The 23,283-nt window shown below is 66.7% G+C and carries 24 protein-coding genes; 15 read left to right on the top strand and 9 right to left on the bottom strand.

From position 1 onward, the window contains the following. Positions 1-102: 102 nt before the first annotated feature. From A5645_RS20665 to A5645_RS20655, 4 genes are all read left to right on the top strand, one after another. A complete protein-coding gene (locus A5645_RS20665) occupies positions 103-363 on the top strand; it encodes a cell division/environmental response transcriptional regulator (protein ID WP_036352215.1) in 261 nt (86 codons plus the stop codon). 180 nt (positions 364-543) lie between these two features. Further along, positions 544-645, top strand: coding sequence for a 30S ribosomal protein bS22 (locus tag A5645_RS27280; protein WP_003402602.1), 102 nt, complete (start codon positions 544-546; stop codon positions 643-645). Between the two features lie 67 nt (positions 646-712). Beyond that, positions 713-1,819 carry an SDR family oxidoreductase gene (locus A5645_RS20660; protein ID WP_036356247.1) on the top strand — a complete coding sequence of 369 codons (1,107 nt, stop codon included), beginning with the start codon at positions 713-715 and terminating at the stop codon, positions 1,817-1,819. A 7-nt stretch (positions 1,820-1,826) separates the two neighbouring features. Continuing rightward, positions 1,827-2,906, top strand: a complete 1,080-nt coding sequence (locus A5645_RS20655) for a lysophospholipid acyltransferase family protein (RefSeq protein ID WP_172830570.1) — start codon at positions 1,827-1,829, stop codon at positions 2,904-2,906. A 96-nt stretch (positions 2,907-3,002) separates the two neighbouring features. Here A5645_RS20655 and A5645_RS20650 read toward each other — a convergent pair whose 3' ends face one another. The 3 genes from A5645_RS20650 to A5645_RS20640 are packed head-to-tail and all read right to left on the bottom strand — an operon-like array spanning position 3,003 to position 5,384. Continuing rightward, positions 3,003-3,917, bottom strand: a complete 915-nt coding sequence (locus tag A5645_RS20650; protein ID WP_065130832.1) for a cyclopropane mycolic acid synthase family methyltransferase — start codon at positions 3,915-3,917, stop codon at positions 3,003-3,005. A gap of 23 nt (positions 3,918-3,940) precedes the next feature. Beyond that, a complete protein-coding gene (locus A5645_RS20645) occupies positions 3,941-4,441 on the bottom strand; it encodes an FAS1-like dehydratase domain-containing protein (RefSeq protein ID WP_065035189.1) in 501 nt (166 codons plus the stop codon). Between the two features lie 43 nt (positions 4,442-4,484). Next, the gene (locus tag A5645_RS20640) at positions 4,485-5,384 is read right to left on the bottom strand and encodes an HAD family hydrolase (RefSeq protein ID WP_065035214.1); all 900 of its coding nucleotides are present in this window, start codon (positions 5,382-5,384) and stop codon (positions 4,485-4,487) included. A gap of 112 nt (positions 5,385-5,496) precedes the next feature. On the opposite strand from A5645_RS20640, the gene A5645_RS20635 reads away from it, so the two are divergent. The 7 genes from A5645_RS20635 (at position 5,497) to A5645_RS20605 (ending at position 11,814) form a co-directional block, all read left to right on the top strand. Continuing rightward, the gene (locus A5645_RS20635; RefSeq protein ID WP_065035188.1) at positions 5,497-5,769 is read left to right on the top strand and encodes a glutaredoxin family protein; all 273 of its coding nucleotides are present in this window, start codon (positions 5,497-5,499) and stop codon (positions 5,767-5,769) included. A 117-nt stretch (positions 5,770-5,886) separates the two neighbouring features. Continuing rightward, complete coding sequence (locus A5645_RS20630) at positions 5,887-7,272, top strand: glutamyl-tRNA reductase (protein ID WP_065035187.1); 1,386 nt, start codon at positions 5,887-5,889, stop codon at positions 7,270-7,272. 13 nt (positions 7,273-7,285) lie between these two features. Next, positions 7,286-8,227, top strand: coding sequence for a hydroxymethylbilane synthase (hemC, locus tag A5645_RS20625; protein WP_036352229.1), 942 nt, complete (start codon positions 7,286-7,288; stop codon positions 8,225-8,227). 28 nt (positions 8,228-8,255) lie between these two features. Then, positions 8,256-9,926 carry a bifunctional uroporphyrinogen-III C-methyltransferase/uroporphyrinogen-III synthase gene (locus A5645_RS20620; protein WP_065130831.1) on the top strand — a complete coding sequence of 557 codons (1,671 nt, stop codon included), beginning with the start codon at positions 8,256-8,258 and terminating at the stop codon, positions 9,924-9,926. A 91-nt stretch (positions 9,927-10,017) separates the two neighbouring features. Further along, complete coding sequence (hemB, locus tag A5645_RS20615; RefSeq protein ID WP_065130830.1) at positions 10,018-11,007, top strand: porphobilinogen synthase; 990 nt, start codon at positions 10,018-10,020, stop codon at positions 11,005-11,007. A gap of 1 nt (position 11,008) precedes the next feature. Then, positions 11,009-11,560: a transport-regulating membrane protein Mce1N gene (gene mce1N, locus A5645_RS20610; protein WP_065035184.1), complete on the top strand. Its 552-nt coding sequence runs from the start codon at positions 11,009-11,011 to the stop codon at positions 11,558-11,560. Then, positions 11,557-11,814, top strand: a complete 258-nt coding sequence (locus A5645_RS20605) for a hypothetical protein (protein ID WP_065035183.1) — start codon at positions 11,557-11,559, stop codon at positions 11,812-11,814. Before mce1N ends, A5645_RS20605 begins: the two co-directional genes overlap by 4 nt. Here the strand turns inward: A5645_RS20605 and A5645_RS20600 are convergent. After that, positions 11,798-12,232 (bottom strand): STAS domain-containing protein, encoded by a 435-nt coding sequence (locus A5645_RS20600; protein WP_231123071.1) that lies wholly within the window; start codon positions 12,230-12,232, stop codon positions 11,798-11,800. The two genes, A5645_RS20605 and A5645_RS20600, sit on opposite strands and share 17 nt — an antisense overlap. 383 nt (positions 12,233-12,615) lie before the next feature. On the opposite strand from A5645_RS20600, the gene A5645_RS20595 reads away from it, so the two are divergent. Continuing rightward, positions 12,616-13,845: an acyltransferase family protein gene (locus tag A5645_RS20595; protein ID WP_253867093.1), complete on the top strand. Its 1,230-nt coding sequence runs from the start codon at positions 12,616-12,618 to the stop codon at positions 13,843-13,845. Positions 13,846-13,860: 15 nt separating this feature from the next. Here A5645_RS20595 and A5645_RS20590 read toward each other — a convergent pair whose 3' ends face one another. After that, entirely contained in the window at positions 13,861-15,174 is a 1,314-nt protein-coding gene (locus A5645_RS20590) for a DUF2252 domain-containing protein (protein WP_065130828.1), read from the bottom strand. A gap of 358 nt (positions 15,175-15,532) precedes the next feature. Here A5645_RS20590 and A5645_RS20585 point away from each other — a divergent pair, with 358 nt between their 5' ends. Next, positions 15,533-16,228: an Rv0518 family GDSL lipase gene (locus A5645_RS20585; protein WP_065035213.1), complete on the top strand. Its 696-nt coding sequence runs from the start codon at positions 15,533-15,535 to the stop codon at positions 16,226-16,228. Between the two features lie 280 nt (positions 16,229-16,508). Here A5645_RS20585 and A5645_RS20580 read toward each other — a convergent pair whose 3' ends face one another. Beyond that, positions 16,509-18,668 carry an acyltransferase family protein gene (locus A5645_RS20580; protein ID WP_065130827.1) on the bottom strand — a complete coding sequence of 720 codons (2,160 nt, stop codon included), beginning with the start codon at positions 18,666-18,668 and terminating at the stop codon, positions 16,509-16,511. Between the two features lie 5 nt (positions 18,669-18,673). After that, positions 18,674-19,501, bottom strand: a complete 828-nt coding sequence (locus A5645_RS20575; RefSeq protein ID WP_081288453.1) for an alpha/beta hydrolase — start codon at positions 19,499-19,501, stop codon at positions 18,674-18,676. A 176-nt stretch (positions 19,502-19,677) separates the two neighbouring features. Here A5645_RS20575 and A5645_RS20570 point away from each other — a divergent pair, with 176 nt between their 5' ends. Together A5645_RS20570 and A5645_RS20565 are read left to right on the top strand one after the other, a co-directional pair. Beyond that, positions 19,678-21,078: an amino acid permease gene (locus A5645_RS20570; protein WP_065130826.1), complete on the top strand. Its 1,401-nt coding sequence runs from the start codon at positions 19,678-19,680 to the stop codon at positions 21,076-21,078. Positions 21,079-21,186: 108 nt separating this feature from the next. Continuing rightward, positions 21,187-22,080 (top strand): manganese catalase family protein, encoded by an 894-nt coding sequence (locus A5645_RS20565; protein WP_065035177.1) that lies wholly within the window; start codon positions 21,187-21,189, stop codon positions 22,078-22,080. A gap of 81 nt (positions 22,081-22,161) precedes the next feature. Here A5645_RS20565 and A5645_RS20560 read toward each other — a convergent pair whose 3' ends face one another. Beyond that, a complete protein-coding gene (locus tag A5645_RS20560; protein ID WP_065130825.1) occupies positions 22,162-22,746 on the bottom strand; it encodes a hemerythrin domain-containing protein in 585 nt (194 codons plus the stop codon). Between the two features lie 165 nt (positions 22,747-22,911). Then, positions 22,912-23,178, bottom strand: a complete 267-nt coding sequence (locus A5645_RS20555; protein WP_065034449.1) for a WGxxGxxG family protein — start codon at positions 23,176-23,178, stop codon at positions 22,912-22,914. Positions 23,179-23,283 lie beyond the last annotated feature (105 nt).

The raw sequence follows: 23,283 nt of genomic DNA, 5'->3' as shown, positions 1-23,283 counted from the left end.
GTAACCCCACTAGTCCCGCTATTCTCCTCTTTGTATGCACGTGTGGGTGCCAGCGGAGGGGAAGCCGCTGGCATTGCGCGGGCCTGACACGATTGGGTAGCGATGACGTCTACGAACGGGCCATCAGCACGGGATTCTGCAGGTAAGGCGGCGCCCGCCGGCGGTTCGGCCGAGGCCGGGCAGGGCCGGACGCAGTTCCTCACCGTCGCCGAAGTCGCGGCGCTGATGCGGGTGTCCAAGATGACCGTGTACCGATTGGTGCACAACGGCGAGCTGCCCGCGGTCCGGGTGGGGCGGTCCTTCCGCGTGCACGCCAAGGCGGTTCACGACATGCTGGAGACCTCGTACTTCGACGCGGGCTAGCCCCGATCCGGGAGCACGACCCGTTGCGTTCCTGCGCGAGCAGACGCAAAAGCCCCTGAAACGGCACGGTGTCGGGTGCTTTTGCGTCTGCTCGGCGGTCGTTTGGTGTTGTCGGCCCGCGGTTGGGTAAAGTGTCCGGGTTAAGTCATAAGCCGGACACGGGTGAAGAATGCGGAGTTCATGGGTTCAGTAATCAAGAAGCGGCGCAAGCGTATGTCTAAGAAGAAGCACCGCAAGCTGCTACGTCGCACCCGGGTGCAGCGCAGAAAACTTGGCAAGTAAGTTCTGCCGGCGCCCTCCGTCACTCGTCCGTAACGCCGCTGTTTCTGCTCGTAGCTAGGCTGTGAAAGTGGATTCGTCGAACGGAGGGCCCAGCGGCGGCGACACCGTGCACTACCCGAAGGTAGTGCTGGTTACCGGTGCCTGCCGGTTCCTCGGCGGTTACCTGGTCGCCCGCCTGGTACAGAACTCACTGATCAACCGCGTCATCGCGGTGGACGCCATCGCGCCCAGCAAGGACATGCTGCGCCGCATGGGCCGGGCCGAATTCGTGCGCGCTGACATCCGGAATCCCTTTATCGCCAAGGTGATTCGCAACGGCGAGGTCGACACCGTGGTGCACGCTGCGGCGGCGTCCTACGCACCGCGATCCGGCGGTACCGCGGCGCTCAAGGAACTCAACGTGATGGGTGCGATGCAGTTGTTCGCCGCCTGTCAGAAGGCGCCCTCGGTGCGCCGCGTAGTGCTGAAGTCGACGTCGGAGGTCTACGGGTCGAGTGCGCACGATCCAGTGATGTTCACCGAGGACAGCAGCAGCCGCCGGCCGTTCCGGGAAGGGTTTGCCAAAGACAGCCTCGACATCGAGGGTTATGTGCGCGGTCTGGGCCGGCGCCGGCCCGATATCGCGGTGACGATCCTGCGACTGGCGAACATGATCGGCCCGGCGATGGACACCTCGCTGTCCCGGTATCTGGCGGGGCCATTGGTGCCAACGATGTTCGGCCGCGACGCCCGCCTGCAACTGCTGCACGAACAAGACGCGCTGGGTGCGCTGGAGCGCGCCGCGATGGCCGGCAAGGCAGGAACATTTAACGTTGGCGCAAACGGAATCATCATGCTATCTCAGGCAATTCGTCGCGCCGGCCGAATTCCGTTGCCGGTGCCCAGTTTTGGAGTATGGGCACTGGATTCGCTGAGACGGGCTAATCGTTACAATGAGATCAATCGAGAGCAATTTGCATACTTGAGTTATGGCCGCGTGATGGACACCACCAGAATGGTTTCCGAACTTGGTTATCAACCAAAGTGGTCTACTGCAGAGGCTTTTGACGATTACGTTCGCGGTCGCGGGCTGACTCCCATTATCGATCCAGATCGGGTACGCTCCTGGGAGGGTCGTGCCATAGCGGTGGCGCAGCGCTGGGGTAGCCGAAATCCAATTCCGTGGTCGGGCTGAGATAGATTTGGATAGAAACGTGGCAGGTGAGTCCAGAGCGAATGTCATTCCCCTGCACACAAATCGGGGACGTGTAGCGGCCCGGCGCCGTGCCGGTCAGCGCGCGGACGCATCTCGTCAGCACCCTTCGATGCTCTCCGATCCGACCGGTCGCGCGTCGGCCGAAGAGATCGCCGCCGTCGTCCGCGAAATCGATGAACACCGCCGAGCGGCGGGCGCGTCGTCGACGGCTGAGGCGCCGCTCAACGACCTCGCTCAGCGCGTCGCCGCGGTGGCCGGATTTCTGCGGCAGCGGTTGACGGGCGATTACTCCGTCGACGAATTCGGCTTCGATCCGCATTTCAACGACGCGGTCGTTCGGCCTTTGCTGAGGTTTTTCTTCAATTCCTGGTTTCGGGTCGAGGTCAGCGGCGTCGAGAACATTCCTTCCGACGGGGCCGCCTTGGTGGTGGCCAACCACGCCGGGGTGCTGCCGTTCGACGGCCTGATGCTGTCGGTGGCGGTGCACGACGAGCACCCGGCCCAGCGTGACTTGCGGCTGCTGGCCGCCGACATGGTGTTCGACCTGCCGGTGGTGGGTTCGACGGCCCGCAAGGCCGGTCACACCATGGCCTGCACGGCCGATGCGCACCGCTTGCTTGCCTCAGGGGAGCTCACCGCGGTCTTCCCGGAGGGCTACAAGGGTCTGGGCAAGAAGTTCGAAGATCGCTACCGGCTGCAGCGGTTTGGCCGCGGCGGGTTCGTTTCGGCGGCGCTGCGCACCAAGGCGCCGATCGTGCCGTGTTCGATCATCGGTTCCGAAGAGATTTATCCGATGCTGGCCGACGTGAAGCTGCTGGCGCGACTGTTCGGGCTGCCGTACTTCCCGGTGACCCCGCTGTTCCCGCTGGCCGGCCCCGCCGGGTTGGTGCCGCTGCCGTCGAAGTGGCGCATCGCGTTCGGTGAGCCGATCCCGACGGCCGACTATTCGCCCAGTGACGCAGAGGACCCGATGGTCACCTTCGAGCTGACCGACCAGGTGCGCGAGACCATTCAGCAGACGTTGTACCGCCTGCTGGCCGGCCGCCGCAACATCTTCTTCGGCTAGGACCGCGAGACCTGTCACCCCCGCGAGCAGACGCTAAAGCCCCCGTTTCCGCAGGAAATCGGGGGCTTTAGCGTCTGCTCGCGCAGCAAGCGCGAGTTACTTGACCAGGGTGAACTGACAGACGTTGGTGTAGCCGTCGCGGAACAGGTCCGAGCAGCCGCGCAGGTACTTCATGAAGGTCTCGTACTCCTGCTCGCCCTTGAGCTCGATGGCCTTTTCCTTCTGCGCCTCCAAGGCGTCGGCCCAGGCGTTCAAGGTGGGCACGTAGTTCTTACCGATGAAGTGGTGGCGCTCGATCTTGAAGCCCGCCTCGGTGGCGTACCGGTCTACCTGCTCAACCTGGGGCAACTTCCCGCCGGGATAGATCTCCCGCAGGATGAAGCTGATGAAACGCAGCAGCGTCATCGTCGTCTTGAGGCCCATCGCCCTACCCTCTTCAGCGGTGGGCACCACGATGGAGTGCAGCAGGAAGCGGCCGTCGTCGGGCAGCAAGCTGTAGTACTTCTTGAAGAAGGTGGCGTAGCGCTCATAGCCGGCGTCACCGGCCCCGTCGGCGAAGTGCTCGAACGCGCCGAGCGAGACGATGCGGTCGATCGGCTCGTCGAACAGCTCCCAGCCCTGCAGCCGCACCTCTTTGCGGCGGGGGCTGTCCATCTCGGCGAACTTCTGCTCGCAGTGCGCCAGCTGGTTCTCGCTGAGCGTCAGGCCGATGACGTTGACGTCGTAGTGCTCGACGGCGTGGCGCATCGTCGAGCCCCAGCCGGAGCCGATGTCCAACAGTGTCATGCCGGGCTCGAGGTTCAGCTTGTCCAGCGCCAGCTTGCGCTTGGCGAACTGCGCCTCTTCGAGGGTCTTGGTCTGCGGCTCATCGATGTTGGGGTTCTCATCGAAGTAAGCGCAGCTGTAGGTCATCGACGGGTCGAGCCACAGCTTGAAGAACTCATTTGACCGGTCGTAGTGCGACTGCACGTCCTCCACCGGAGGCTGAAGTTGGGTGCCTTCTGATGTCATTAAATCGACGCTACCTGCTCTGTTTAGATGGATGCAATTGCCGCGACCGTTGCCTCAGCGTCGGATTCGTGACGCGCGGCTTCCCCCAGCATCGTGACCACACTGGTGATGACGGGCTTGCCTTCGGCGTCGGTCACTTCACTTCGGATTTCGGCTAAGACCGTCCCGTGGGATTGGATCACCGAATCCAAATACGTGTCGAAGTGTAGCTTGTCGCCGACCAGGATCGGCCGGTGGAACAGGAATTTCTGGTCCCGGTGCATGACCCGCGCGATGTTGATCGGGATGCTGAATTTGGTGAAGATCTCCAGCTGCACCCGCCGCCCCGCGATGGCCAAAAACGTCAACGGCGCCACCAGCGACGGATAACCCGCTTCCGCGGCGACCTCTTCGTCGTGGTGGATCGGGTGATCGTTTTGGATCGACGCGGCGAATTCGCGAATCTTTTCGCGACCGACCAGGAAGTAATCCTCCTGCCGGTAGTGCTTACCGATGATTCCTTCGGCTCCCTGGGGAACTGTCATGGCGCCGCTTTCCGCTCGAATAGATGCTCAGCGGCGCAGCTTATCAGCGTGATTGCCGTCGGGACGCCAGCGCCGCCAGCGCGCCGCCGGCCGCGCCCAGGGCCAGCGCCGACGGCACCCCGATCCGGGCGGCCTTGCGAGCCGTTCGGAAATCGCGGATCTCCCAGCCCCGCTCGCGGGCCAGACTGCGTAACCGCGCGTCGGGATTGATCGCCACCGCGGTGCCGACCAGCGACAGCATCGGGACGTCGTTGTAGCTGTCGGAATACGCCGTACAACGCTTGAGGTTCAGGCCCTCCCGGATCGCTAGGGATCGCACCGCGTGCGCCTTGCCGGTGCCGTGCAGGATCTCACCCACCAGCCGGCCGGTGAAGACGCCGTCGACCGATTCGGCCACCGAGCCCAAGGCACCGGTCAGACCCAGCCGCCGAGCGATTGTCGCCGCCAGCTCGTAAGGCGTAGCCGTGATCAGCCACACCTGCTGGCCGGCGTCGAGGTGCATCTGGGTGAGTTCGCGGGTGCCCGTCCAGATCTTGTCGGCGATGATCTCGTCGTAGATCTCCTCACCCAGCCGCACCAGCTCGTCGACGGAGCGTCCCTCGATGAAAGCCAGCGCTTTGCGGCGCCCGGCGGCGACGTCGGCGCTGTTCTCGGTGCCCAGGATCTGGAACTTGGCCTGCGCGTAGACGAACCCCAGCACGTCCCGGTAGGTGAAGTAGTTGCGCGCGGCTAGTCCACGGCCGAAATGCACCGCCGAGGAGCCCTGCACCAGGGTGTTGTCGACATCGAAGAACGCGGCGGCGGTCAGGTCGACGGGCGGCTGTGGGCGCTCGTCCGGTGGGACGTCATACAAGCCGTCCAGCGCGCGCTCGGCGCTGGCATTGGCGGCCAGCGCCTCCAAATCGGCCCGACCGGTGGGGCCCACCGGTTCAGAGGAAGCCATGGAAGCCATCAGCCGAACCTCCCAAGTCGCCGAGTGGCCCGGTTCCCGGTCCCGGGCCGACATCAACCCTATCCGGCATTGCGGTGCACACCGGAATGCCAGACTGGGGGCCATGACTCGACCCGAACACCGGGCACAGGTCGAACTGTTGACCCGCGCCGGCTGCCTGATCTGCCAGCGGGTGTACGACCGCCTGGTCGAACTGGCCGGGGAGCTGGATTTCGCGCTGGCCACCACCGATGTCGATGAAGCCGCGGCGACCGGAAATTCCGCGCTGCGGGCCGAATACGGCGACCGGCTGCCGGTGGTCCTGCTGGACGGGCGCGAGCACAGCTACTGGGAGATCGACGAACCGCGATTGCGGGCCGACCTCGCGGCCCGCTGACAGTGACCGGCCGGGAGTTGGCCAAACACGCCATTTGGTAGGTCATCTGACAACCGTCTACCGTAGACAGCAGTTCACTTTCCAAAGCTGCAAGGGAGCGGGTTAGGTGATGCTGCCGTGAGCATCTTGCTCTTCGGGGTTTCGCACCGCAGCGCGCCGGTCTCCGTCCTGGAACAACTGAGCATCGACGAGTCCGATCAAGTCAAGATCGTCGACCGGGTGCTGCAGTCATCCCTGGTGACCGAGGCCATGGTGCTCTCGACGTGCAACCGCGTCGAGGTCTATGCCGTCGTGGAGGCATTCCACGCCGGGCTGTCGGTGATCGGCCAGGTACTGGCTGAATACTCCGGCTTGTCGATGAGCGACCTGACCAAGCACGCCTACGTCCGCTACAGCGAGGCCGCCGTCGAGCACCTGTTCGCGGTGGCCAGCGGCCTGGATTCGGCCGTGGTGGGCGAGCAGCAGGTGCTCGGCCAGGTTCGCCGGGCCTACGCCTCCGCCGAGGGCAACAACGCGGTCGGCCGGGTCCTGCACGAGCTGGCCCAACGCGCACTGTCGGTGGGCAAGAGGGTGCACTCCGAGACCGCGATCGACGCGGCCGGCGCCTCGGTGGTGTCGGTGGCCCTGGACATCGCCGGACGCAAGCTGGGCACCCTCGAAGGCAAGACCGCCGTGGTAGTCGGCGCGGGCGCGATGGGCGGCCTGTCGGCGGCGCACCTGACTCGCGCCGGGATCGGCCGCGTGCACGTGCTGAACCGCTCGCTGGCCCGGGCGCAACGGCTCGCGGACAAGATCGCCGCCGCGGGCACGCCGGCCGAGGCGCGGACCTTGGACCGACTGCCCGCCGCGCTGGCCGACGCCGATGTGATGGTGAGCTGCACCGGCGCCGTGAGCCACGTGGTAACCCTCGCTGACGTCCACCACGCGCTGGTCAACGCGCGCCGGGACGAAGCCGCCAAGCCGCTGGTCATCTGCGATCTCGGCATGCCGCGGGACGTCGACCCGGCGATCGCCGGGCTGCCCGGCGTCCTGATCGTCGATGTCGACCGGGTGCAACACGAGCCGTCGGCGCACGCCGCGGCCGCCGACGTCGACGCCGCCCGTCACATCGTCGCTGCCGAACTCGCCGCCTACCTGGCCGGCCAGCGGATGGCCGAGGTCACTCCGACGGTCACCGCGCTGCGTCAGCGGGCCGCGGACGTGGTGGAGGCGGAGTTGCTCCGGCTGGACAACCGGCTGCCCGGCCTGGACACCGCTGAGCGCGAGGAAGTGGCGCGCACCGTCCGGCGGGTGGTCGACAAGCTGCTGCACGCGCCCACGGTGCGGATCAAGCAACTCGCCAGCGCTCCCGGCGGCGACAGCTACGCCGAGGCGCTGCGTGAGCTCTTCGAACTGGACCAGACCGCCATCGACTCCGTCGCCGCCGTCGCAGCCGGCGAATTACCGGTAATCGCAACCGAATTCGACGGTGCCCCGGGCGGTCCGCAGAGATCCGCCGAGTAGCTGATTGGCGCACGTGATCCGGATTGGCACTCGGGGCAGCCTGCTGGCCACCACCCAGGCCGCGACCGTCAGAGACGCATTGATCGCCAACGGCCATCCCGCCGAGTTGGTGACCATCAGCACAGCGGGTGACCGGTCGGCCGCGCCCATCGAGACGTTGGGCGTAGGCGTGTTCACCACCGCGCTGCGGGAGGCGATCGAGGACGGCCGTGTCGACGCCGCCGTCCACTCGCACAAGGATTTGCCCACCGCCGCGGATCCGCGGTTCGTCATCGCGGCCATACCGCCACGCGAGGACGCCCGCGACGCGGTGGTGGCCCGCGACGGGCTGGTGCTGGGAGAGTTGCCGCCGGGTTCGCTGGTGGGCACATCTTCGCCGCGGCGGGCCGCACAGCTTAGAGCATTGGGTCTCGGTTTGGAAATCCGCCCCCTACGAGGCAACCTAGATACCAGGTTGAACAGGGTAAGTAGTGGTGATCTTGACGCCATCGTGGTGGCCCGGGCCGGTCTGGCCCGACTGGGCCGGCTCGGCGACGTCACCGAGACGCTGGAGCCGGTGCAAATGTTGCCAGCGCCTGCCCAGGGCGCTCTCGCCGTCGAGTGCCGAGCCGACGACAGTCGGTTGGCCGCGGTGTTGGCGGAGTTGGACGACGCCGACACTCGAGCGGCGGTCACCGCGGAGCGAACCCTGCTCGCCGAATTGGAGGCGGGTTGTTCCGCACCGGTGGGCGCGATCGCGGAAGTGGTCGAGTCGATCGATGAGGAGGGGCGGGTCTTCGAGGAGCTGTCGCTGCGCGGTTGTGTGGCGGCACTCGACGGGTCCGACGTGATCCGAGCGTCCGGCATCGGCGCCGCCGATCAGGCACGGGAGCTGGGGCTCTCGGTTGCCGGCGAGCTGTTCGAGCTGGGCGCCCGTGAATTGATGAGGGGAGCGCGGGAAGACCCCGCGCGATGAAATTGACTACAGACTTGGAGCGACAACGATGACGCGAGGGCGCAAGCCGACACCGGGCCGCATCACTTTCGTGGGCTCGGGTCCGGGCGACCCTGGTCTGCTGACCACCCGCGCCGCCACCGTGCTGGCGAACGCCGCCTTGGTGTTCACCGACCCGGACGTGCCGGAGCCGGTGCTGGCGCTGATCGGCAAGGACCTACCGCCGGTGTCCGGCCCGGCGCTCGCCGAGCCGGCGCCCGGAAGCCCGGACTCGACGCCCGGCGCCGCAGGAAGCGGCGAAACCGCGCCGGCGGTGGTGGCCAGCGGTCCGGACATCCGTCCGGCTCTGGGCGATCCCGCCGAGGTCGCCAAGACGCTGACGCACGAAGCCCGGCTGGGCGTGGACGTGGTGCGGCTGGTGGCCGGTGACCCGCTGTCGGTCGACGCGGTCATCACCGAGGTGAACGCCGTGGCCCGCTCGCACCTGCACATCGAGATCGTCCCCGGCCTGGCGCCCACCAGCGCGGTGCCCACCTACGCCGGCTTGCCGCTGGGTTCGTCGCACACCGTGGCTGATGTGCGTGACCCGCATGTGGATTGGGACGCCCTGGCCGCCGCGCCCGGGCCGCTGATCCTGCAGGCCACCGCGTCGCACCTGGCCGAGGCCGCCCGCACGCTGATCGACCACGAGCTGGCCGATAACACGCCGTGCGTGGTGACCGCGCAAGGCACCACCTGCCAGCAGCGGTCGGTGGAGACCACGCTGCAGGGCCTGACCGACCCGGCCGTCCTGGGCGGCGGCGCCGACCCGGCCGGTCCGCTGACCGGGCCGCTGGTGGTGACCATCGGCAAGACGGTGACCAGCCGCGCGAAGCTGAACTGGTGGGAGAGCCGGGCCCTGTACGGCTGGACCGTCCTGGTGCCGCGCACCAAGGACCAGGCCGGTGAGATGAGCGAGCGGCTGACGTCCTATGGCGCGCTTCCCATCGAGGTGCCGACCATCGCCGTGGAGCCTCCGCGCAGTCCCGCCCAGATGGAGCGTGCCGTCAAGGGCCTGGTGGACGGCCGCTTCCAGTGGGTGGTGTTCACCTCCACCAACGCGGTGCGTGCGGTGTGGGAGAAGTTCGGCGAGTTCGGTCTGGACGCCCGTGCGTTCTCCGGCGTGAAGATCGCCTGCGTCGGTGAGTCGACGGCGGACCGGGTGCGCGCGTTCGGGATCAGCCCCGAACTGGTGCCCTCCGGTGAGCAGTCCTCGATGGGGCTGCTGGACGAATTCCCGCCCTACGACAGCATTTTCGACCCAGTCAATCGGGTGCTGCTGCCGCGTGCCGACATCGCCACCGAGACCCTTGCTGAGGGTCTGCGCGAGCGCGGCTGGGAGATCGAGGACGTGACGGCCTACCGGACGGTCCGGGCTGCCCCGCCGCCGGCGACTACCCGCGAGATGATCAAGACCGGTGGGTTCGACGCGGTGTGCTTCACTTCCAGCTCGACGGTGCGCAACCTGGTCGGCATCGCCGGAAAGCCGCACGCGCGCACCATCATCGCCTGCATCGGCCCGAAGACGGCCGAGACCGCCGCCGAATTCGGCCTGCGGGTCGATGTCCAGCCGGAGACCGCGGCCGTCGGCCCGCTGGTCGACGCGCTGGCCGAACACGCCGCGCGGCTGCGCGCCGAGGGTGCGCTGCCGCCGCCGCGCAAGAAGAGCCGTAGGCGATGACGTGTCGTGCGCTGACTCTGCGCCCAGGGCGCGAAAGTACGGGTAACTTCCGCCCGCAACTCAGAGTCAACGCACGGGTGAGGGTGTAGCCATGCGACAGCGACCGCGGCGGCTGCGGGCAACGCCCGCGTTGCGTCGGCTGGTTGCGCAAACGTCCTTGGAGCCAAGGCATTTGGTGCTGCCGATGTTCATCAGCGCTGAGGCCGACGGCATCGACGAACCGCGGCCCATCGCCTCCATGCCCGGTGTGGTGCAGCACACCCGCGACTCGCTGCGCAGCGCCGCCGCCGAGGCGGTCGCCGCCGGAGTGGGCGGTCTGATGCTGTTCGGGGTGCCGCGCGCGCAGGACAAGGACGCGATCGGCTCGGTCGGTACCGATCCCGACGGCATTCTCAACGTCGCGCTGCGGGATCTGAACAAGGACCTCGGTGACGCAACGGTATTGATGGCCGACACCTGCCTGGACGAGTTCACCGACCACGGCCACTGCGGCGTGCTGGATGAGCGCGGCCGCGTCGACAATGACGCGACGTTGACTCGGTACGTGAAACTCGCTGTGGCGCAAGCGGAATCGGGAGCACACGTGGTGGGCCCGAGCGGCATGATGGATGGTCAGGTGGCCGCGATCCGCGACGGGTTGGATGCGGCGGGACACACCGATGTGGCGATCCTGGCCTACGCCGCCAAGTTCGCCTCGGCGTTCTACGGCCCGTTCCGGGAAGCGGTGTCCTCCAGCCTGTCCGGTGACCGGCGCACCTACCAACAAGAACCCGGCAACGCCCGCGAGGCGCTGCGCGAGGTCGCCCTGGACCTCGACGAGGGCGCCGACATCGTGATGGTCAAACCCGCGATGGGTTACCTGGACGTGGTGGCCGCCGCGGCCGCCATCTCGCCGGTGCCGGTGGCGGCGTATCAGGTGTCGGGGGAGTACGCGATGATTTGTGCGGCGGCGGCCAACAATTGGATCGACGAACGCGCGGCGGCGCTGGAGTCGTTGACCAGCATCCGGCGGGCGGGAGCTGACATCGTGCTCACCTACTGGGCTGTCGCCGCGGCGAGTTGGCTGGGCGAGGGAGGCTGACATGACGGCAGCGGGGGAATCCGAAAGCAAGCCGTTGTTCCGGGAGGCGGGTGCCAGCTGGTACTGGGTGCTGGCGGGCCCGGCGTCGGCGGGGTCGCTGATCTACATCCAGTGGACCAACCATGTCGCAATCTCGTTACTGGTGCCGACAATCTTTCTGGTCCTGGTCTCGGCGTTCGTGGCGCTGCAGGTCAAGGCGGCGCGTATCCATACCTCGGTGGAGTTGACCGAGGATGCGTTGCGACAGGGCACCGAGACGATCCTGGTCTCCGAGATCGTGAAAGTGTTTCCCGAGGCCGAGAATTCGGTGAAGTCCGGCAAGCCGTTGGCCAAGTGGCAGTCGGCGCGGGCGCTGGGTGAGCTGGTGGGAGTGCCGCGCGGGAGGTACGGCATCGGTCTGAAGCTCACCGGGGGGCGTACCGCGCAGGCCTGGGCCCGTCGTCATCGCCACCTGCGCGACGCGCTGACCCCGTTGGTCGAGGAGCGGATGGGCCCCTACGAGCCGGAGGTCGCCGACGAGGCCGGCGACGACGACCACAGGTCGTTCCTGTGAACACCGGTTTTCGGGCCGGACTGGAGCTGGTTGTTGCGCTTGTCGTGGCGGTGGCGGCAGCGCTCAGCTGGACGGCGACCCGGTCGTTGATCGAGGTGGCGCCGGTGGCCGACGGTCAGCCGCCCACCACGTCGGTGATTTACGATCCGCAGCAGCTGGTGTTGACGCTGTTGCTGGCGACGGTTGCGGGGATCTTCGTGGTGGTGGCCCTGGCCAGGCTGCGCCGGTCCAGGAGCGCTAAGCCGACTTCTTGACGAGTGGCAGCACCAACTGGCGGCGCCAGGCGATGGCGTCGGCCAGGTTGCGCAGGGCTTCGTGCAGCGAGGTGGTGAGCGGGAACTCGGCTTCGTCCGGCTCCCCCAGCAAGGCGCTGATGGCCGGGTTGCCCACGAGCATCCATTCGACGCCCGCGGCGCGGCACTCCTCGTCCAGCACACACAGCAAACCGATCCCGGCCGACGAAAAGTGCGTCACCCCGGTGAGGTCGAGCACCACCGGGTTGTCGCCGAGGACGAAGCGACGCACGTGCTCACCGATCTGATCGACGTTGACGGCGTCGATCTCGCCGCGGATGGTCACCACGGTGGCCAGGGGGCGGTAATGCGCCCTCACCTGGGCGCCAGTGCAGTCCAGGGTGCCGGCACCCGGCCCCGTACGTGTCGTCATCGCCATGGTCATCGAGCTGCCCCATTCCCCTCGCACACCGGCCGAGCCCTGCCTATAAGGTGCCCGCCGAACTTAAGGGGACCGACAGTCACGCCTAACTTATTGCTAAGAAGCGTTCGGCATGGACAGTGCCGCCCCCACCGGCGCCGAGCTCGAGCTTTAGGGGAGAACAGCCCGTCAGTGCGTGCGTAGGCCCCACGTTCGACGAGCCGGGCCGGGCTCGCCCGCACCTGCTCCCGCGCCGGCGCTGTTAGGCTGCTCTGGCTGCCGGTTACCCGTGGGGACGGGTGACATGGCGATGTCGCCCCGGACAGCCGCGTTAGTCGATGAACCACACAGCAGACTCAGGCGGAAGAAACCTCGTGCCCAGCACAGCGCCCACGGATGAGATCAAGGGCAAGATCAGGGGCGAAATCAAAGCTCTGACGGGACTGCGGATCGTCGCCTCGCTGTGGGTGGTGCTGTTTCATTTCAGGCCGATGCTGACCGACGTCTCGCCCGATTTCCGCGAGGACCTCGCTCCGGTACTCAACTGTGGCGCCCAAGGCGTCGACCTGTTCTTCATCCTCAGCGGGTTCGTGCTGACCTGGAACTATCTGGACCGGATGGGTGGCTCGTGGTCGACGCGGGCCACACTCCACTTCCTGTGGCTACGCCTGGCCCGGGTCTGGCCGGTGTACCTGGTCACCATGCACCTGGCCGCGCTGATCGTGATCCTCAGCCTGCACGTCGGGCATGTGCCGTTGCCTGAAATCAGGGACCTGACCGCGATCAGCTACGTGCGGCAGGTGCTGTTGATTCAGCTGTGGTTCGAGCCGTTCTTCGACGGGACCAGCTGGGACGGTCCGGCCTGGTCGATCAGCGCGGAATGGCTGGCCTACCTACTGTTCGGGTTCGTCGTGCTGGTGATCCTGCGCATGGAGCGTGCGACGCGGGCACGCACCCTGATGCTGCTGGCGTTCGCGGCCTGTCTGCCCCCGGTGTTACTGCTGCTGGCCAGCGGCCAGTTCTACACGCCGTGGAGCTGGCTGCCGCGAATAGTCACCCAGTTCATCGCGGGTGCTTTGGCCTGTGCCGCGGTGCGCCGGTTGCGGCTGAGCGATCGCGCCCGGCATGTGGCCGGGTATGTCTCGCTGCTGCTGGTCGTCGCGATAGTGGGGATCCTGTACTGGTTCGATGCGCATCCGATCAGCGGCGTGGTAGACAGCGGCGGGGTGGTCGACGTGCTGTTCGTCCCGCTGGTGATCACCTTGGCCGTCGGTCTGGGCAGTCTGCCCTGGGTGCTGTCCACCCGGGTGCTGGTGTACGGCGGGGAGATCTCCCTTTGCCTGTACATGGTTCACGAGCTGGTGCACACCGTGTGGGGCTGGGCGGTACTGCAATTCGAGCTCACGCCGCAGGACAACCCATGGAAATGGAACGTGATCGGCCTGATCCTGATCGCCATGCTGCTGTCCAGCCTGATGTATCACTACGTCGAGGAACCTGCGCGGCGCTGGATGCGGCGGATGGTCGGCGCCCGGCCCGCGCCCGCGGGCACACTGGCGACTGACTCGCCGACCGCGAAGCTGCATCCTATCGACGGTGCGCTGTCCGGGGTCTCGTCCCGCGCAGTCTGACCGGCCCGTCCAGCGTCAGGTGGCGCTCACCCCTGGGATGCGGCCCTCGCGGAACGCCTCGACGAAATGGCGGTGGTCGTCGCGCACCACCGCGGCGTATTCCAGCCCGAACGACACCATGTCGGCGACGAACTCATCGAGGCGGTCACCGATCACCTCGACGATCGCGTGCTCGGTCTGGAAGTCGACCAGCGACTGGTCGCTGTCCGCGTCACCTACGCAGTGCACTTTCGCGACCGCCTGCCCGAGCTGCTCGACCACCTCGGCGAGCTCGTCGGGCTCGGTCAGCTCGTCCCATTCCAAATCGGATTCGTAGGGAGATAACTCGTTGACCACGAAACCGATGCCGTCGATCTCGGTGTAGCCCAGCAGCTGGTCGGCGTGGGCTTGCAGCGCCCGCTGCGAGATCGCGGTGCGGTGCCCGTGGTGCTGGAAGTAGTCCCGGACCTTCTGGTCGGTGATCACCCGGCTCGGTGCGGCGATGTTGCCCTGTTTCATCGACAGCACGATGTCGTTGTCGAGCGCCTGATTGAACCCCTCGATCAAGATCGTGTAGTTGGGTAGGCCCGCGCTGCCGATACCGAATCCCGTCTTACCGACCACATCCTTGACGTCATAGGTCACCTCTTGGCGCCGTTTGGTGTCGGGGATGGTCTCCAGATATCGCTGGAAAGCCTCGACGACCGTGTCTCGTTCGGCGTCGTCGAGCCGACGGACTCCCGGCGCGTCGCGGAATTTCCGGTCCCACTGATCCACCCGCGTCATCCGGTCCAGCATCGCCGCGCGCGTCGACAGCCGCGCCGACTGAAGCGCGGCCAGCACCGCGCCCCGCGCGGTCTGCAGATTCAGCGAGAAGGATGCGTCGTCTTCCTCTTCGACGAACCAGTGCACCTGCTTGACATAGGAGCGCACGAACGTCTCGATCAGCCGCGATATCTCGGCGTCGGAGAGCGCCTTCTGCCAGCACATCAACGCGACGCTGGCGGCGAATCGTTGCAGATCCCAGGTGAAGTGGCCGATGTAGGCCTCGTCGAAGTCGTTGACGTCGAAGATAAGCACTCCGGACCCGTCCATGTAGGTGCCGAAGTTCTCCGCGTGCAGGTCGCCCTGGATCCACACCCGGCCGGTGCGCTCATCGGCCCACCTATCGTCCCGGTCGGCCATGTCCGCGTAGAACAAGCACGCACTGCCGCGGTAGAACGCAAACGGGTCAGCGGCCATCTTGCGGAACTTGGTGCGAAAGGCGTCCGGGTCCGCCTTCATCAGATCCTCGAACGCCCCCACGAGGCAGTCCACGATGAACGACTCGCGGTCGGTGTTGTCGGCCATTACCCAGTAGTACCCACTGAGCGATGTTTGCCACGCCGACCCTGAGTGCCGGTCCGAACCGGGATTGCCATTCGCCTGTGCGGTCCCCTTCCGCAATCCACCGCCGGGGTCGTTTCGCGTCGGGGTCACCGAGCAGCCGGCGGTCTTCCCTCGGTCCCGATAAACCGCGGCGACCAGTGCACATGCGGCGGGACGTCGCGGCGCCGCGGCGTCCCGTCGGCTGCGTCGCCGGTTGCGACCGCACGGGATGTGTGACCGCTCACGTTCCGGGCGTGGCGACTGCGAAGATGCGCGCCGTCACCGTCGGTTCCTCGTACGATTTGAGTTAGCTATTCGGTCCTCCGTGGTGAAGGTTGCGATGACTCGATTGGTCCGGTTCGCCATCAGTCTGTGCGCGCTGATGGCCATAGTTGCGCCGTGCGTCACCGACCCGGTGCAGGGACGCCCCGTCCGTGCGCTGACGCTGGATCTGCGCCTCAAACACATCGCTGTGGTCGGCGACTCCTACACCACCGGTACAGATCTGGGCGGTCTGGGCGCGAGGTCATGGACGGCCCGCACCTGGCGGACGCTCGCCGCGCCCGGGTTGCGCATCACCAGCGATGTCGCGGCCGAGGGCAGGGCCGGATACGGCGCAGTTGGCGACCACGGCAACATCTTTCAGGATCTGACCGACCGCGCGGTTAAAGCGGACGACGACCTGGTGGTGTTCTTCGGTTCGCGCAACGACCAGGACGTCGATCCGGTGTTGTTGGCCCAGCGGGTGCACGCCACGTTTGTTCTCGCGCGGCAGCGCGCGCCGCACGCCAGGTTTCTGGTGATTGGACCGCCGTGGCCGACGGCCGATGTGCCGGTGCCGGTGCTGGTGATCCGCGACGTGCTTGCGGGCGCGGCCTGGGCGGCGCGGGCGGATTTCGTCGACCCGATCGGCGACCGCTGGTTCGTCGACCGCCCCGAGCTGATCGGTTCGGACGGGGTGCACCCCAACGACGCCGGGCATGCGTATATGGCGGAGAAAATCGTCCCGCTGATCCGGTGGCAATTGCTGAAGTAAGCTGGCCTTGAGGCGCAGGTGAGGGCCAAAGCGTCTGGCAGGCAACGGGTTTGATGCCGCGGCGCCCAGCGCCTCAGTCCTCGGCGTGCCTTTCGTAGTCCCAACGTTCAAGGCGCGCTTGCAATTGCAGTAAGCCAAGCCCGGCGACTGGTGCGGCTGCGCTAAGCAGAACCAACAGCATCGGACTCATTTCAGAACCTCCAAAACCCTTTTATTCGTACCACGTTCGCTTTCCCCGCGAGGTTCATTCGCGAAGATTTTCCCACCGGATTCTCCCGATTCATCCGTCTGACAGGGCCTGGTCGGCCAGCGCCCCGATCACGGGGGCCAGCAGTTGTGCATACTCGGTCGTCACGTGGTTGTCGTCGCGGAACACCAGCGTGTTGCCGACGACCATTGGGCACCGATCGGCGGTGCAGAACAGGTCGGTGAGGTCCGCGTAGGAGCCGCCGGCCGCGGCGGTCACCCGCTGCTCGGCGGCGATGCCGTCGCCGTTCACCGCCACTGCCCGGGTGGGCGCGCAGGCCCCGGCGTCGTCGAGGTGTGCGGACAGACAGGTGGGCGCCGACGATTGCGGATCGGCCACCGGTCCCAGCAGCAGGACGTGAGATCCCATGCCGCGCAGCTGCGCGACCACCCGCGCGACGGCGTCGATCCACGCCGGGTCGTAGGAGGCGAAGCTGAAGTCGGCGTGGTAGCGGCGGCTCATGCTCAGCACCACCAGCTTGGGTCGCTCGGCCTGCAGCCGGTTGACGATCTGGGCCCGCCACTGTTCGCACTCGTTGTACTTGCGGCCCAGATAGGGGCTGACGATGGGCAGGTCCAGCAGTGGACAGGTCACCTTGGCCAGCGTCTCCAGCCGCCAGTGCCGCTGCTCGGCCACCTGTTGCAGTGCGGGGTCCCACATCGCCGCATGGGAGTCGCCGATCAGCGTCACTGTGGTGGGCGAAGCGACGTCCGCGGTGGCGCATTCGCTCTGCCCCACATCGCGCCACGAGCGCATGCAGCCGTTGACGAACACCGGGGCCTTGTCGCCCGCGGCGGCGGCCAGCGAGGGGTTCAGGTTAGCCGGGACCTCGCGCCGGGCGGCGGACGTGGCCAGCGCTTCGCGGACCTGAGCGAAGGCCTGCGCGACGGCGGCTTCGTGCGGACCGACCTGCGGGCCGGGGGCGGGTGGCAGCGCAATGATGTTCGCCTGCGGAGCTGCGGCGCCGTGGCCGACCGGGGCCGGTATCGCCGTCAGCAGCACCGCGCAGGCGCAAGCGGCGACGCCGGTGGCGGCGCCGGCCACGGCCAGGCTGGTCTTGGCCGATTTGCGCAGCGCCGCAGCGAACCGGCCGGGGTTCTCCACGGCATGCATGGTGATCACCGCGAGTCCCGCGGACACCGTCGTCGCCGCCAGCCGGCCAGGCAGCCCCCCGGGATCACCAAGCAGCGGCGGCAGCAGCAGCAGCACCGGCCAGTGCCACAGGTACCACGAGTAGGACAACCCGCCGATCGCCCGCATCGCCGGTGGGCACAGCACCCGGCCCACGCCCATGCCGCCGGTGACACACCCGCCGCCGATCACCAATGCCGTACCCAGCACCGGCAGCAGCGCCGACGTACCGGGATAGGGCGTATGCGGACCCAGCTGGGTGCTGGTCAGCAGGATCAGCACGAGACCACCCCAGCCGGCGACCGTGGCGGGCAGCAGCGGCAACCGACGCCACTGGTTGATCGTGAGGGCCACCAGGCCACCGGCCGCCAGTTCCCAGGCCCGGGTGGGCAGCGAGAAGAACGCCCATGGTGGCGACACCCGCGTCCACACCACCGCCGCGGCCAGTGATGCCGCGCCGACCAGGGTCAGCAGCACCGCGTAGGGCGCCGCGCCGGCGGCGCTCCTGCCGATCCGCCTCGTCAGCAACGCGGTGGCGATGATCAGCGCGGGCCAGAGCAGATAGAACTGTTCCTCCACCCCGAGCGACCAGTAGTGCTGGAACGGTGACGGCGGCACGTCGGACACCATGTAGTCCGTGCCCTGGGCGGCGAACCGGTAGTTGCCGACATACAACGCGCTGGCGATGCCGTCGACGAACACCCGTCGGGCCTGCAACGGAGGCAGCACGGCGGCCGCGAAGACCGCGGTGACCACGCCGACGGTGGCCGCGGCGGGTAATAGCCGACGGGCACGGGCGGCGTAGAACCGGCCCAGCGCAACGGTGTTCGTCGCCGCCACCTCGCGCCAGAGCAACCCGGTGATCAGGAAGCCGGAGATCACAAAGAACACGTCGACGCCGATGTAACCGCCGGCGGTACCGGGAATGCCCGCGTGATACGCGACGACCGCAATCACCGCGACGGCCCGCAACCCTTCGATGTCCGGGCGGAACCGTCCCCGCACAGACCTCCCCTCCGCCGTTCGCGGAGAGCCGGAGGTGTCGGCGGATCGCACTGTCATCTCACTTAAGTCGCCATCCAGGCCAGCTCACCGGGGAGTTGCGCTCGCCAATAGTCCACGTCGTGTCCGCCGGGGGAGAAGCTGCCCGCCGGCCGCTTCTTGAGCTGGCCGACGAATTGGCTGGTTGCGAAGAAGAAGCGGTCGCCGATCCCACAGTCGACGCGCAGCGGGATCGAGTTCAGCACCGGCAGCCCGAACACCGTGTTGCGGGTCCAGTCGTCGACGCTGTCGAAGGCGCCGGGCGCTGTGCCGATGTAGGACATGTACAGCGCCGGGCTGATCGCGCAAATCCCGGCGGTGCGGGCCGGGCCCAGCCGGGCGCCCAGCAGCAGCGCGCCGTATCCGCCCATCGACCAGCCCAGGAAGCCCACCCGCGAGGTGTCCATGCCCATCGAGGTCAGCATCGGCAGCAGCTCTTCGAGCACCATCGTGCCGGAGTCCTCGCCGTTGGAGCGCCGGTGCCAGTAACTGCTCGGGCCGCCGTCGACGCCCACGACGGCGAAGGGCGGCTTGCCCTCACTGACCAATTGCGCCAGCGCGTCCTCGACGCCGCAGTCCAGCATCATGTTGGCGTCGCCGTCCTTGCCGTGCAACGCGATCACCGGCCGCAGCATCTTGGTCTGCCCGGGCGGCATGGCGATCACCCAGTTGGTCTTGATCCCGCCGCGGGCCGCCGAGATGAAGGACCCGGTGAGTTTGGTCGGCAGCGTCTTGCCGGCGGTAGGGGGATCGAACGGCGCCGGCGCCATGGGGGCGGCCATCGGCTTGAGTGGATCCAGCAGGCCACTCAACGCCCATACACCGGCCGCTCCGGCGCTGGCGCCTACACCCATGCGTAGCACCGATCGGCGGGTCAAATCGGCCACGGGGGCAATTTTGCCGCGCCGACAGGCCTTTTCGGGACGAGCCACGCCGTATCGCAAGGTACCTGTAATGGCGGCGTGATTTCTCCCCCGCGAACCCGGTGGGCCCCGGTGGTGCCCACGGCGCGGATGTGTTGTGGTTAGCCATGGCTAGCACTTCGCAGCTGCGCCAGGACCTCTCGCAACGGCAGCTCAGCATGATCGCCCTGGGCGGCGTGATCGGCGCCGGGTTGTTCGTCGGGTCGGGCGTGGTGATCGCCAAGACCGGGCCGGCCTCGTTCCTGACCTACGCGATCTGCGGCATGCTGATCGTCCTGGTGATGCGGATGCTGGGCGAGATGGCGACCGCGAACCCCTCGACGGGCTCGTTCGCGGACTACGCGGCGACGGCATTGGGCGGTTGGGCGGGCTTCTCGGTGGGCTGGCTGTACTGGTACTTCTGGGTGATCGTCGTCGGCTTCGAGGCGGTTGCCGGCGGCAAGGTGCTGAACTACTGGTTTCCCGCTCCGCTGTGGCTGCTCTCGCTGGGCCTGATGGTGTTGATGACCGCCACCAACCTGTTCTCCGTGTCGTCCTTCGGCGAATTCGAATTCTGGTTCGCCGGAATCAAAGTCGCGGCGATCATGGCGTTCCTGGCTGTCGGGACGGCCTTTGTGCTGGGTTGGTGGCCGGGCCGGCACCTGGATTTCTCGAACCTGACCTCGCGGGGCGGGTTCTTTCCCGCGGGGGTCGGGGCGGTGTTCGCCGCGGTGGTCGTGGTGATCTTCTCCATGGTGGGCGCGGAAGTCGTCACCATCGCGGCCGCGGAGAGCCGGGACCCCGAGCGGGCCATCGCGCGGGCGACCAGGTCGGTGGTGGCGCGCATCGTGGTCTTCTTCGTCGGTTCGGTCCTGCTGCTGGTGGTGATCACGCCGTGGAACGCGATGGAACCCGGGACGTCGCCGTATGTGGCGGCGCTCAAGCACATGGGATTATCTGGCGCAGACCAGATCATGAACGCGGTAGTGCTGACTGCGGTGTTGTCGTGCCTGAATTCCGGCCTGTACACCTCGTCGCGGATGCTGTTCGTGCTTGCCCGCCGTGGGGAGGCGCCCAGCCGGCTGGTCAAACTGAGCCGCCGTGGGGTGCCCGCCGTCGCCATATTGTTCTCCTCGGTGGTGGGCTTTCTGTGTGTATTGATGGCCTGGCTGTCGCCCGACACGGTGTTCCTGTTCCTGCTCAACTCATCCGGCGCCGTGATCCTGTTCGTCTACCTGCTGATCGCGCTCTCCCAGATCGTGCTGCGACGACGCACGCCCGCCGAGCAGCTGCGGGTCAGGATGTGGCTGTTTCCGGCGCTTTCGGTGCTGACGGCCGCGGGAATCGTTGCGGTGCTGGTGCAGATGGCGTTCGACGACACCGCTCGCAGTCAGCTGTGGCTGAGCCTGCTGTCCTGGGCGGTGGTGGTAGCCGTGTATTTCACCGCACCGTTCACGAGACGAAATGGATTGGCAGGCAACGAAATCAATATGGCGTCGCGGCCGGAGGGTGATCCGCGGCCGAACTGAGCCCGGGACGGCGGATTTGCGGCGGATCCCGTTTGGACCGCTGCAGTACGGGTAATCGGGCGGATCGGGTCGAGGAAGACACGGTGTAAGCAGCCCTGGGAGAAATAAATGTTTGTGCACAATAAAGATTTGCAGTTCGAGGTGCGCGTCAGCCAGCCGGATCCGCGGTTCGCCTCATTGTTGATGGAGCAGTTCGGTGGAGCCAATGGAGAGCTGACCGCCGCCCTGCAGTACTTCATTCAGGCTTTCGTGCTGCGGGAGAAGAATCCCAAGATGTACGACCTCTTCATGGATATCGCCACGGAGGAATTGAGCCATCTGGAAATGGTCGGATCGATGATCACCATGCTGCTGGATGGATTGAACGACGATCTGAAACTGGCCAACGAGCGGTGCGACTGGATGCCCGCGGTGGCCAGCAAGGACGGTCGGGAGCAGGCCATCCACCAGGTGTCGGTGAACCCGATGTTCCTGGTGCTCAGCGGCGGCGGCCCGGACGCGAAAGACTCTGCCGGCAACAACTGGACGGGTGCGTTCATCGACGCCAACGGTGACCCGACGGTGGACCTGCGCAACAACCTGGCCGCCGAGTCGCGGGCGAAGATCGTCTACGAATATCTCAAGCAGTTCACCGACGACCCGGGTGTGCAGGAAACGTTGACATTCCTGATGACTCGCGAGGTGGCGCACTACCAGCAGTTCACCGCCGCCCTTAACGAGCTCCCGGTGAACTTCCCGCCGGGGACCCTTTCGGGTGACTCGCGGTTCCAGAACGTGGCCTTCAACATGTCCAACGGTGGCGAGTCGGTGCGCGGTCCGTGGAACCAGGGTCAGGGTCCGTGGCCGGAGGGCATCGAATGGGAGTACGTGGAGAAGCCGACGGAGGAGTGGCTGGGTAGCACCATCCGGAAGAACAAGGGCGCCGACACCAATCCCGAAGGCTCGCCTGCGGTTCCGGACGAGAAGCCGTTCACGCACGAGCAGCGGATGCCGACCACCTAGATCATTCGGCAGAACAAAGGCCTGGCGGTTCCTATTGCAGGGGCCGCCAGGCCTTTGCTCGTGTTGACGTGTTCGTTGGCGTCAGTGAATCTGCGGGTCCGGCGGGTTGTCGGCCTCACGCCCGGTCGCCACATCGCGCACCATGTCAACCACCGCAGCACCCATCCCCATCGTCTTCTGAGTGATGGAGTCCGACGGTGTATTCGGGTGCGGGCGCGTCGGCGCAACCTTTTTCGCGGTTTCCAGCCGCCTGCCGATCACCTCGAGCTCGTCGTGATCGAGCGCCGCGGCGAACCGGGGCCACACAACGTCTTGTTCGAACATGATGTGCTCGCGACCGGCTATCACGAATTGCCTGAGCGCCTCGTGGTAGCCCGGCTCGCCCGGGTGACCATCCTCGAGCCGCTGCAGTAGCTTCTTTCCGGCCTCCTCCTGCGCGATGGCCTGATCGGCCAGTTCATCGCCGTCGTCGAGGGCACGTCGTACCGCGGGCCAGAAGAACTGCTCTTCGATCGCCTCGTGTTGTGACTCGGCGATGATGAGGTTGTTCACCATCGTTTCCAGGCCGCTGAGTTGCGCGCCGGTGCCTTCCGGTGCTCCGTCAAGCACTTCCAGCATGCCCAACACGCTCTTGTGATCTGCGCGCAGGAATGTCAATGCGTCCATGTGATGGCCTCCCTAACCTGGATGCGCCCGAAGTACCCGCGACGGATCGGCCGAAAACAGCGCGGGACGCAGAAGCCGCAGAAGCCGCAGCGGCGCCGAAAGATTCAGCAAAGGACAGCGCCTCCGTCAGCGCGGGCGCTGACGGAGGCGTGTCCGTGTCAAGGATTAGACAGTCGGCCGGCGACCGGCGGCGGGGTCAACGACGTTGTTGTCCCGGCGACGCTTCAGTCCGGCGAGTCCGGCGAGGCCGAGCAAGCCGGCGAGGCCCCACAGGCCCGAATTGTCGCTTTCCTTGTTGGTGTTTTCCGGCTCAGCCACGGTGGTTGTCGTCGATGACGGGACCGGCGCGTGGTCGACGGTGGCATTGGCGATGCCTGCTCCACCGAAGGTGAGTGCCGAGGCGGCGCAAAGGGTGGCAATTGCGGTACGCATTATTGAGTACTCCTTTTCGATCGTGAACGACCGGAAGCGGATTCGGACCAGAGTTCTCTGATCCGTCGACGTGGAGCAGAAAACTCCGGTGTCGCGGTCGAATTG

The sequence above is a fragment of the Mycobacterium asiaticum genome (genome assembly GCF_001673635.1).
GTDB classification, from domain to species: domain Bacteria; phylum Actinomycetota; class Actinomycetes; order Mycobacteriales; family Mycobacteriaceae; genus Mycobacterium; species Mycobacterium asiaticum_C.
This window is presented reverse-complemented; position numbering and strand designations above follow the sequence as displayed.

Excerpts from the sequence above, each read along its gene's own strand:
- A5645_RS20640 (WP_065035214.1), bottom strand. The coding sequence starts at position 5,384 with ATGGCTTCCTCTGAACCGGTGGGCCCCACCGGTCGGGCCGATTTGGAG.
- A5645_RS20570 (WP_065130826.1), top strand. The coding sequence starts at position 19,678 with ATGGCTAGCACTTCGCAGCTGCGCCAGGACCTCTCGCAACGGCAGCTC.
- A5645_RS20645 (WP_065035189.1), bottom strand. The coding sequence starts at position 4,441 with ATGACAGTTCCCCAGGGAGCCGAAGGAATCATCGGTAAGCACTACCGG.
- A5645_RS20580 (WP_065130827.1), bottom strand. The coding sequence starts at position 18,668 with ATGACAGTGCGATCCGCCGACACCTCCGGCTCTCCGCGAACGGCGGAG.
- A5645_RS27280 (WP_003402602.1), top strand. The coding sequence starts at position 544 with ATGGGTTCAGTAATCAAGAAGCGGCGCAAGCGTATGTCTAAGAAGAAG.
- A5645_RS20565 (WP_065035177.1), top strand. The coding sequence starts at position 21,187 with ATGTTTGTGCACAATAAAGATTTGCAGTTCGAGGTGCGCGTCAGCCAG.
- A5645_RS20560 (WP_065130825.1), bottom strand. The coding sequence starts at position 22,746 with ATGGACGCATTGACATTCCTGCGCGCAGATCACAAGAGCGTGTTGGGC.
- A5645_RS20590 (WP_065130828.1), bottom strand. The coding sequence starts at position 15,174 with ATGGCCGACAACACCGACCGCGAGTCGTTCATCGTGGACTGCCTCGTG.
- hemB (WP_065130830.1), top strand. The coding sequence starts at position 10,018 with ATGCGACAGCGACCGCGGCGGCTGCGGGCAACGCCCGCGTTGCGTCGG.
- mce1N (WP_065035184.1), top strand. The coding sequence starts at position 11,009 with ATGACGGCAGCGGGGGAATCCGAAAGCAAGCCGTTGTTCCGGGAGGCG.
- A5645_RS20665 (WP_036352215.1), top strand. The coding sequence starts at position 103 with ATGACGTCTACGAACGGGCCATCAGCACGGGATTCTGCAGGTAAGGCG.
- A5645_RS20555 (WP_065034449.1), bottom strand. The coding sequence starts at position 23,178 with ATGCGTACCGCAATTGCCACCCTTTGCGCCGCCTCGGCACTCACCTTC.
- A5645_RS20585 (WP_065035213.1), top strand. The coding sequence starts at position 15,533 with ATGACTCGATTGGTCCGGTTCGCCATCAGTCTGTGCGCGCTGATGGCC.
- A5645_RS20575 (WP_081288453.1), bottom strand. The coding sequence starts at position 19,501 with ATGGGTGTAGGCGCCAGCGCCGGAGCGGCCGGTGTATGGGCGTTGAGT.
- A5645_RS20600 (WP_231123071.1), bottom strand. The coding sequence starts at position 12,232 with ATGGCGATGACGACACGTACGGGGCCGGGTGCCGGCACCCTGGACTGC.
- A5645_RS20635 (WP_065035188.1), top strand. The coding sequence starts at position 5,497 with ATGACTCGACCCGAACACCGGGCACAGGTCGAACTGTTGACCCGCGCC.
- A5645_RS20620 (WP_065130831.1), top strand. The coding sequence starts at position 8,256 with ATGACGCGAGGGCGCAAGCCGACACCGGGCCGCATCACTTTCGTGGGC.
- A5645_RS20650 (WP_065130832.1), bottom strand. The coding sequence starts at position 3,917 with ATGACATCAGAAGGCACCCAACTTCAGCCTCCGGTGGAGGACGTGCAG.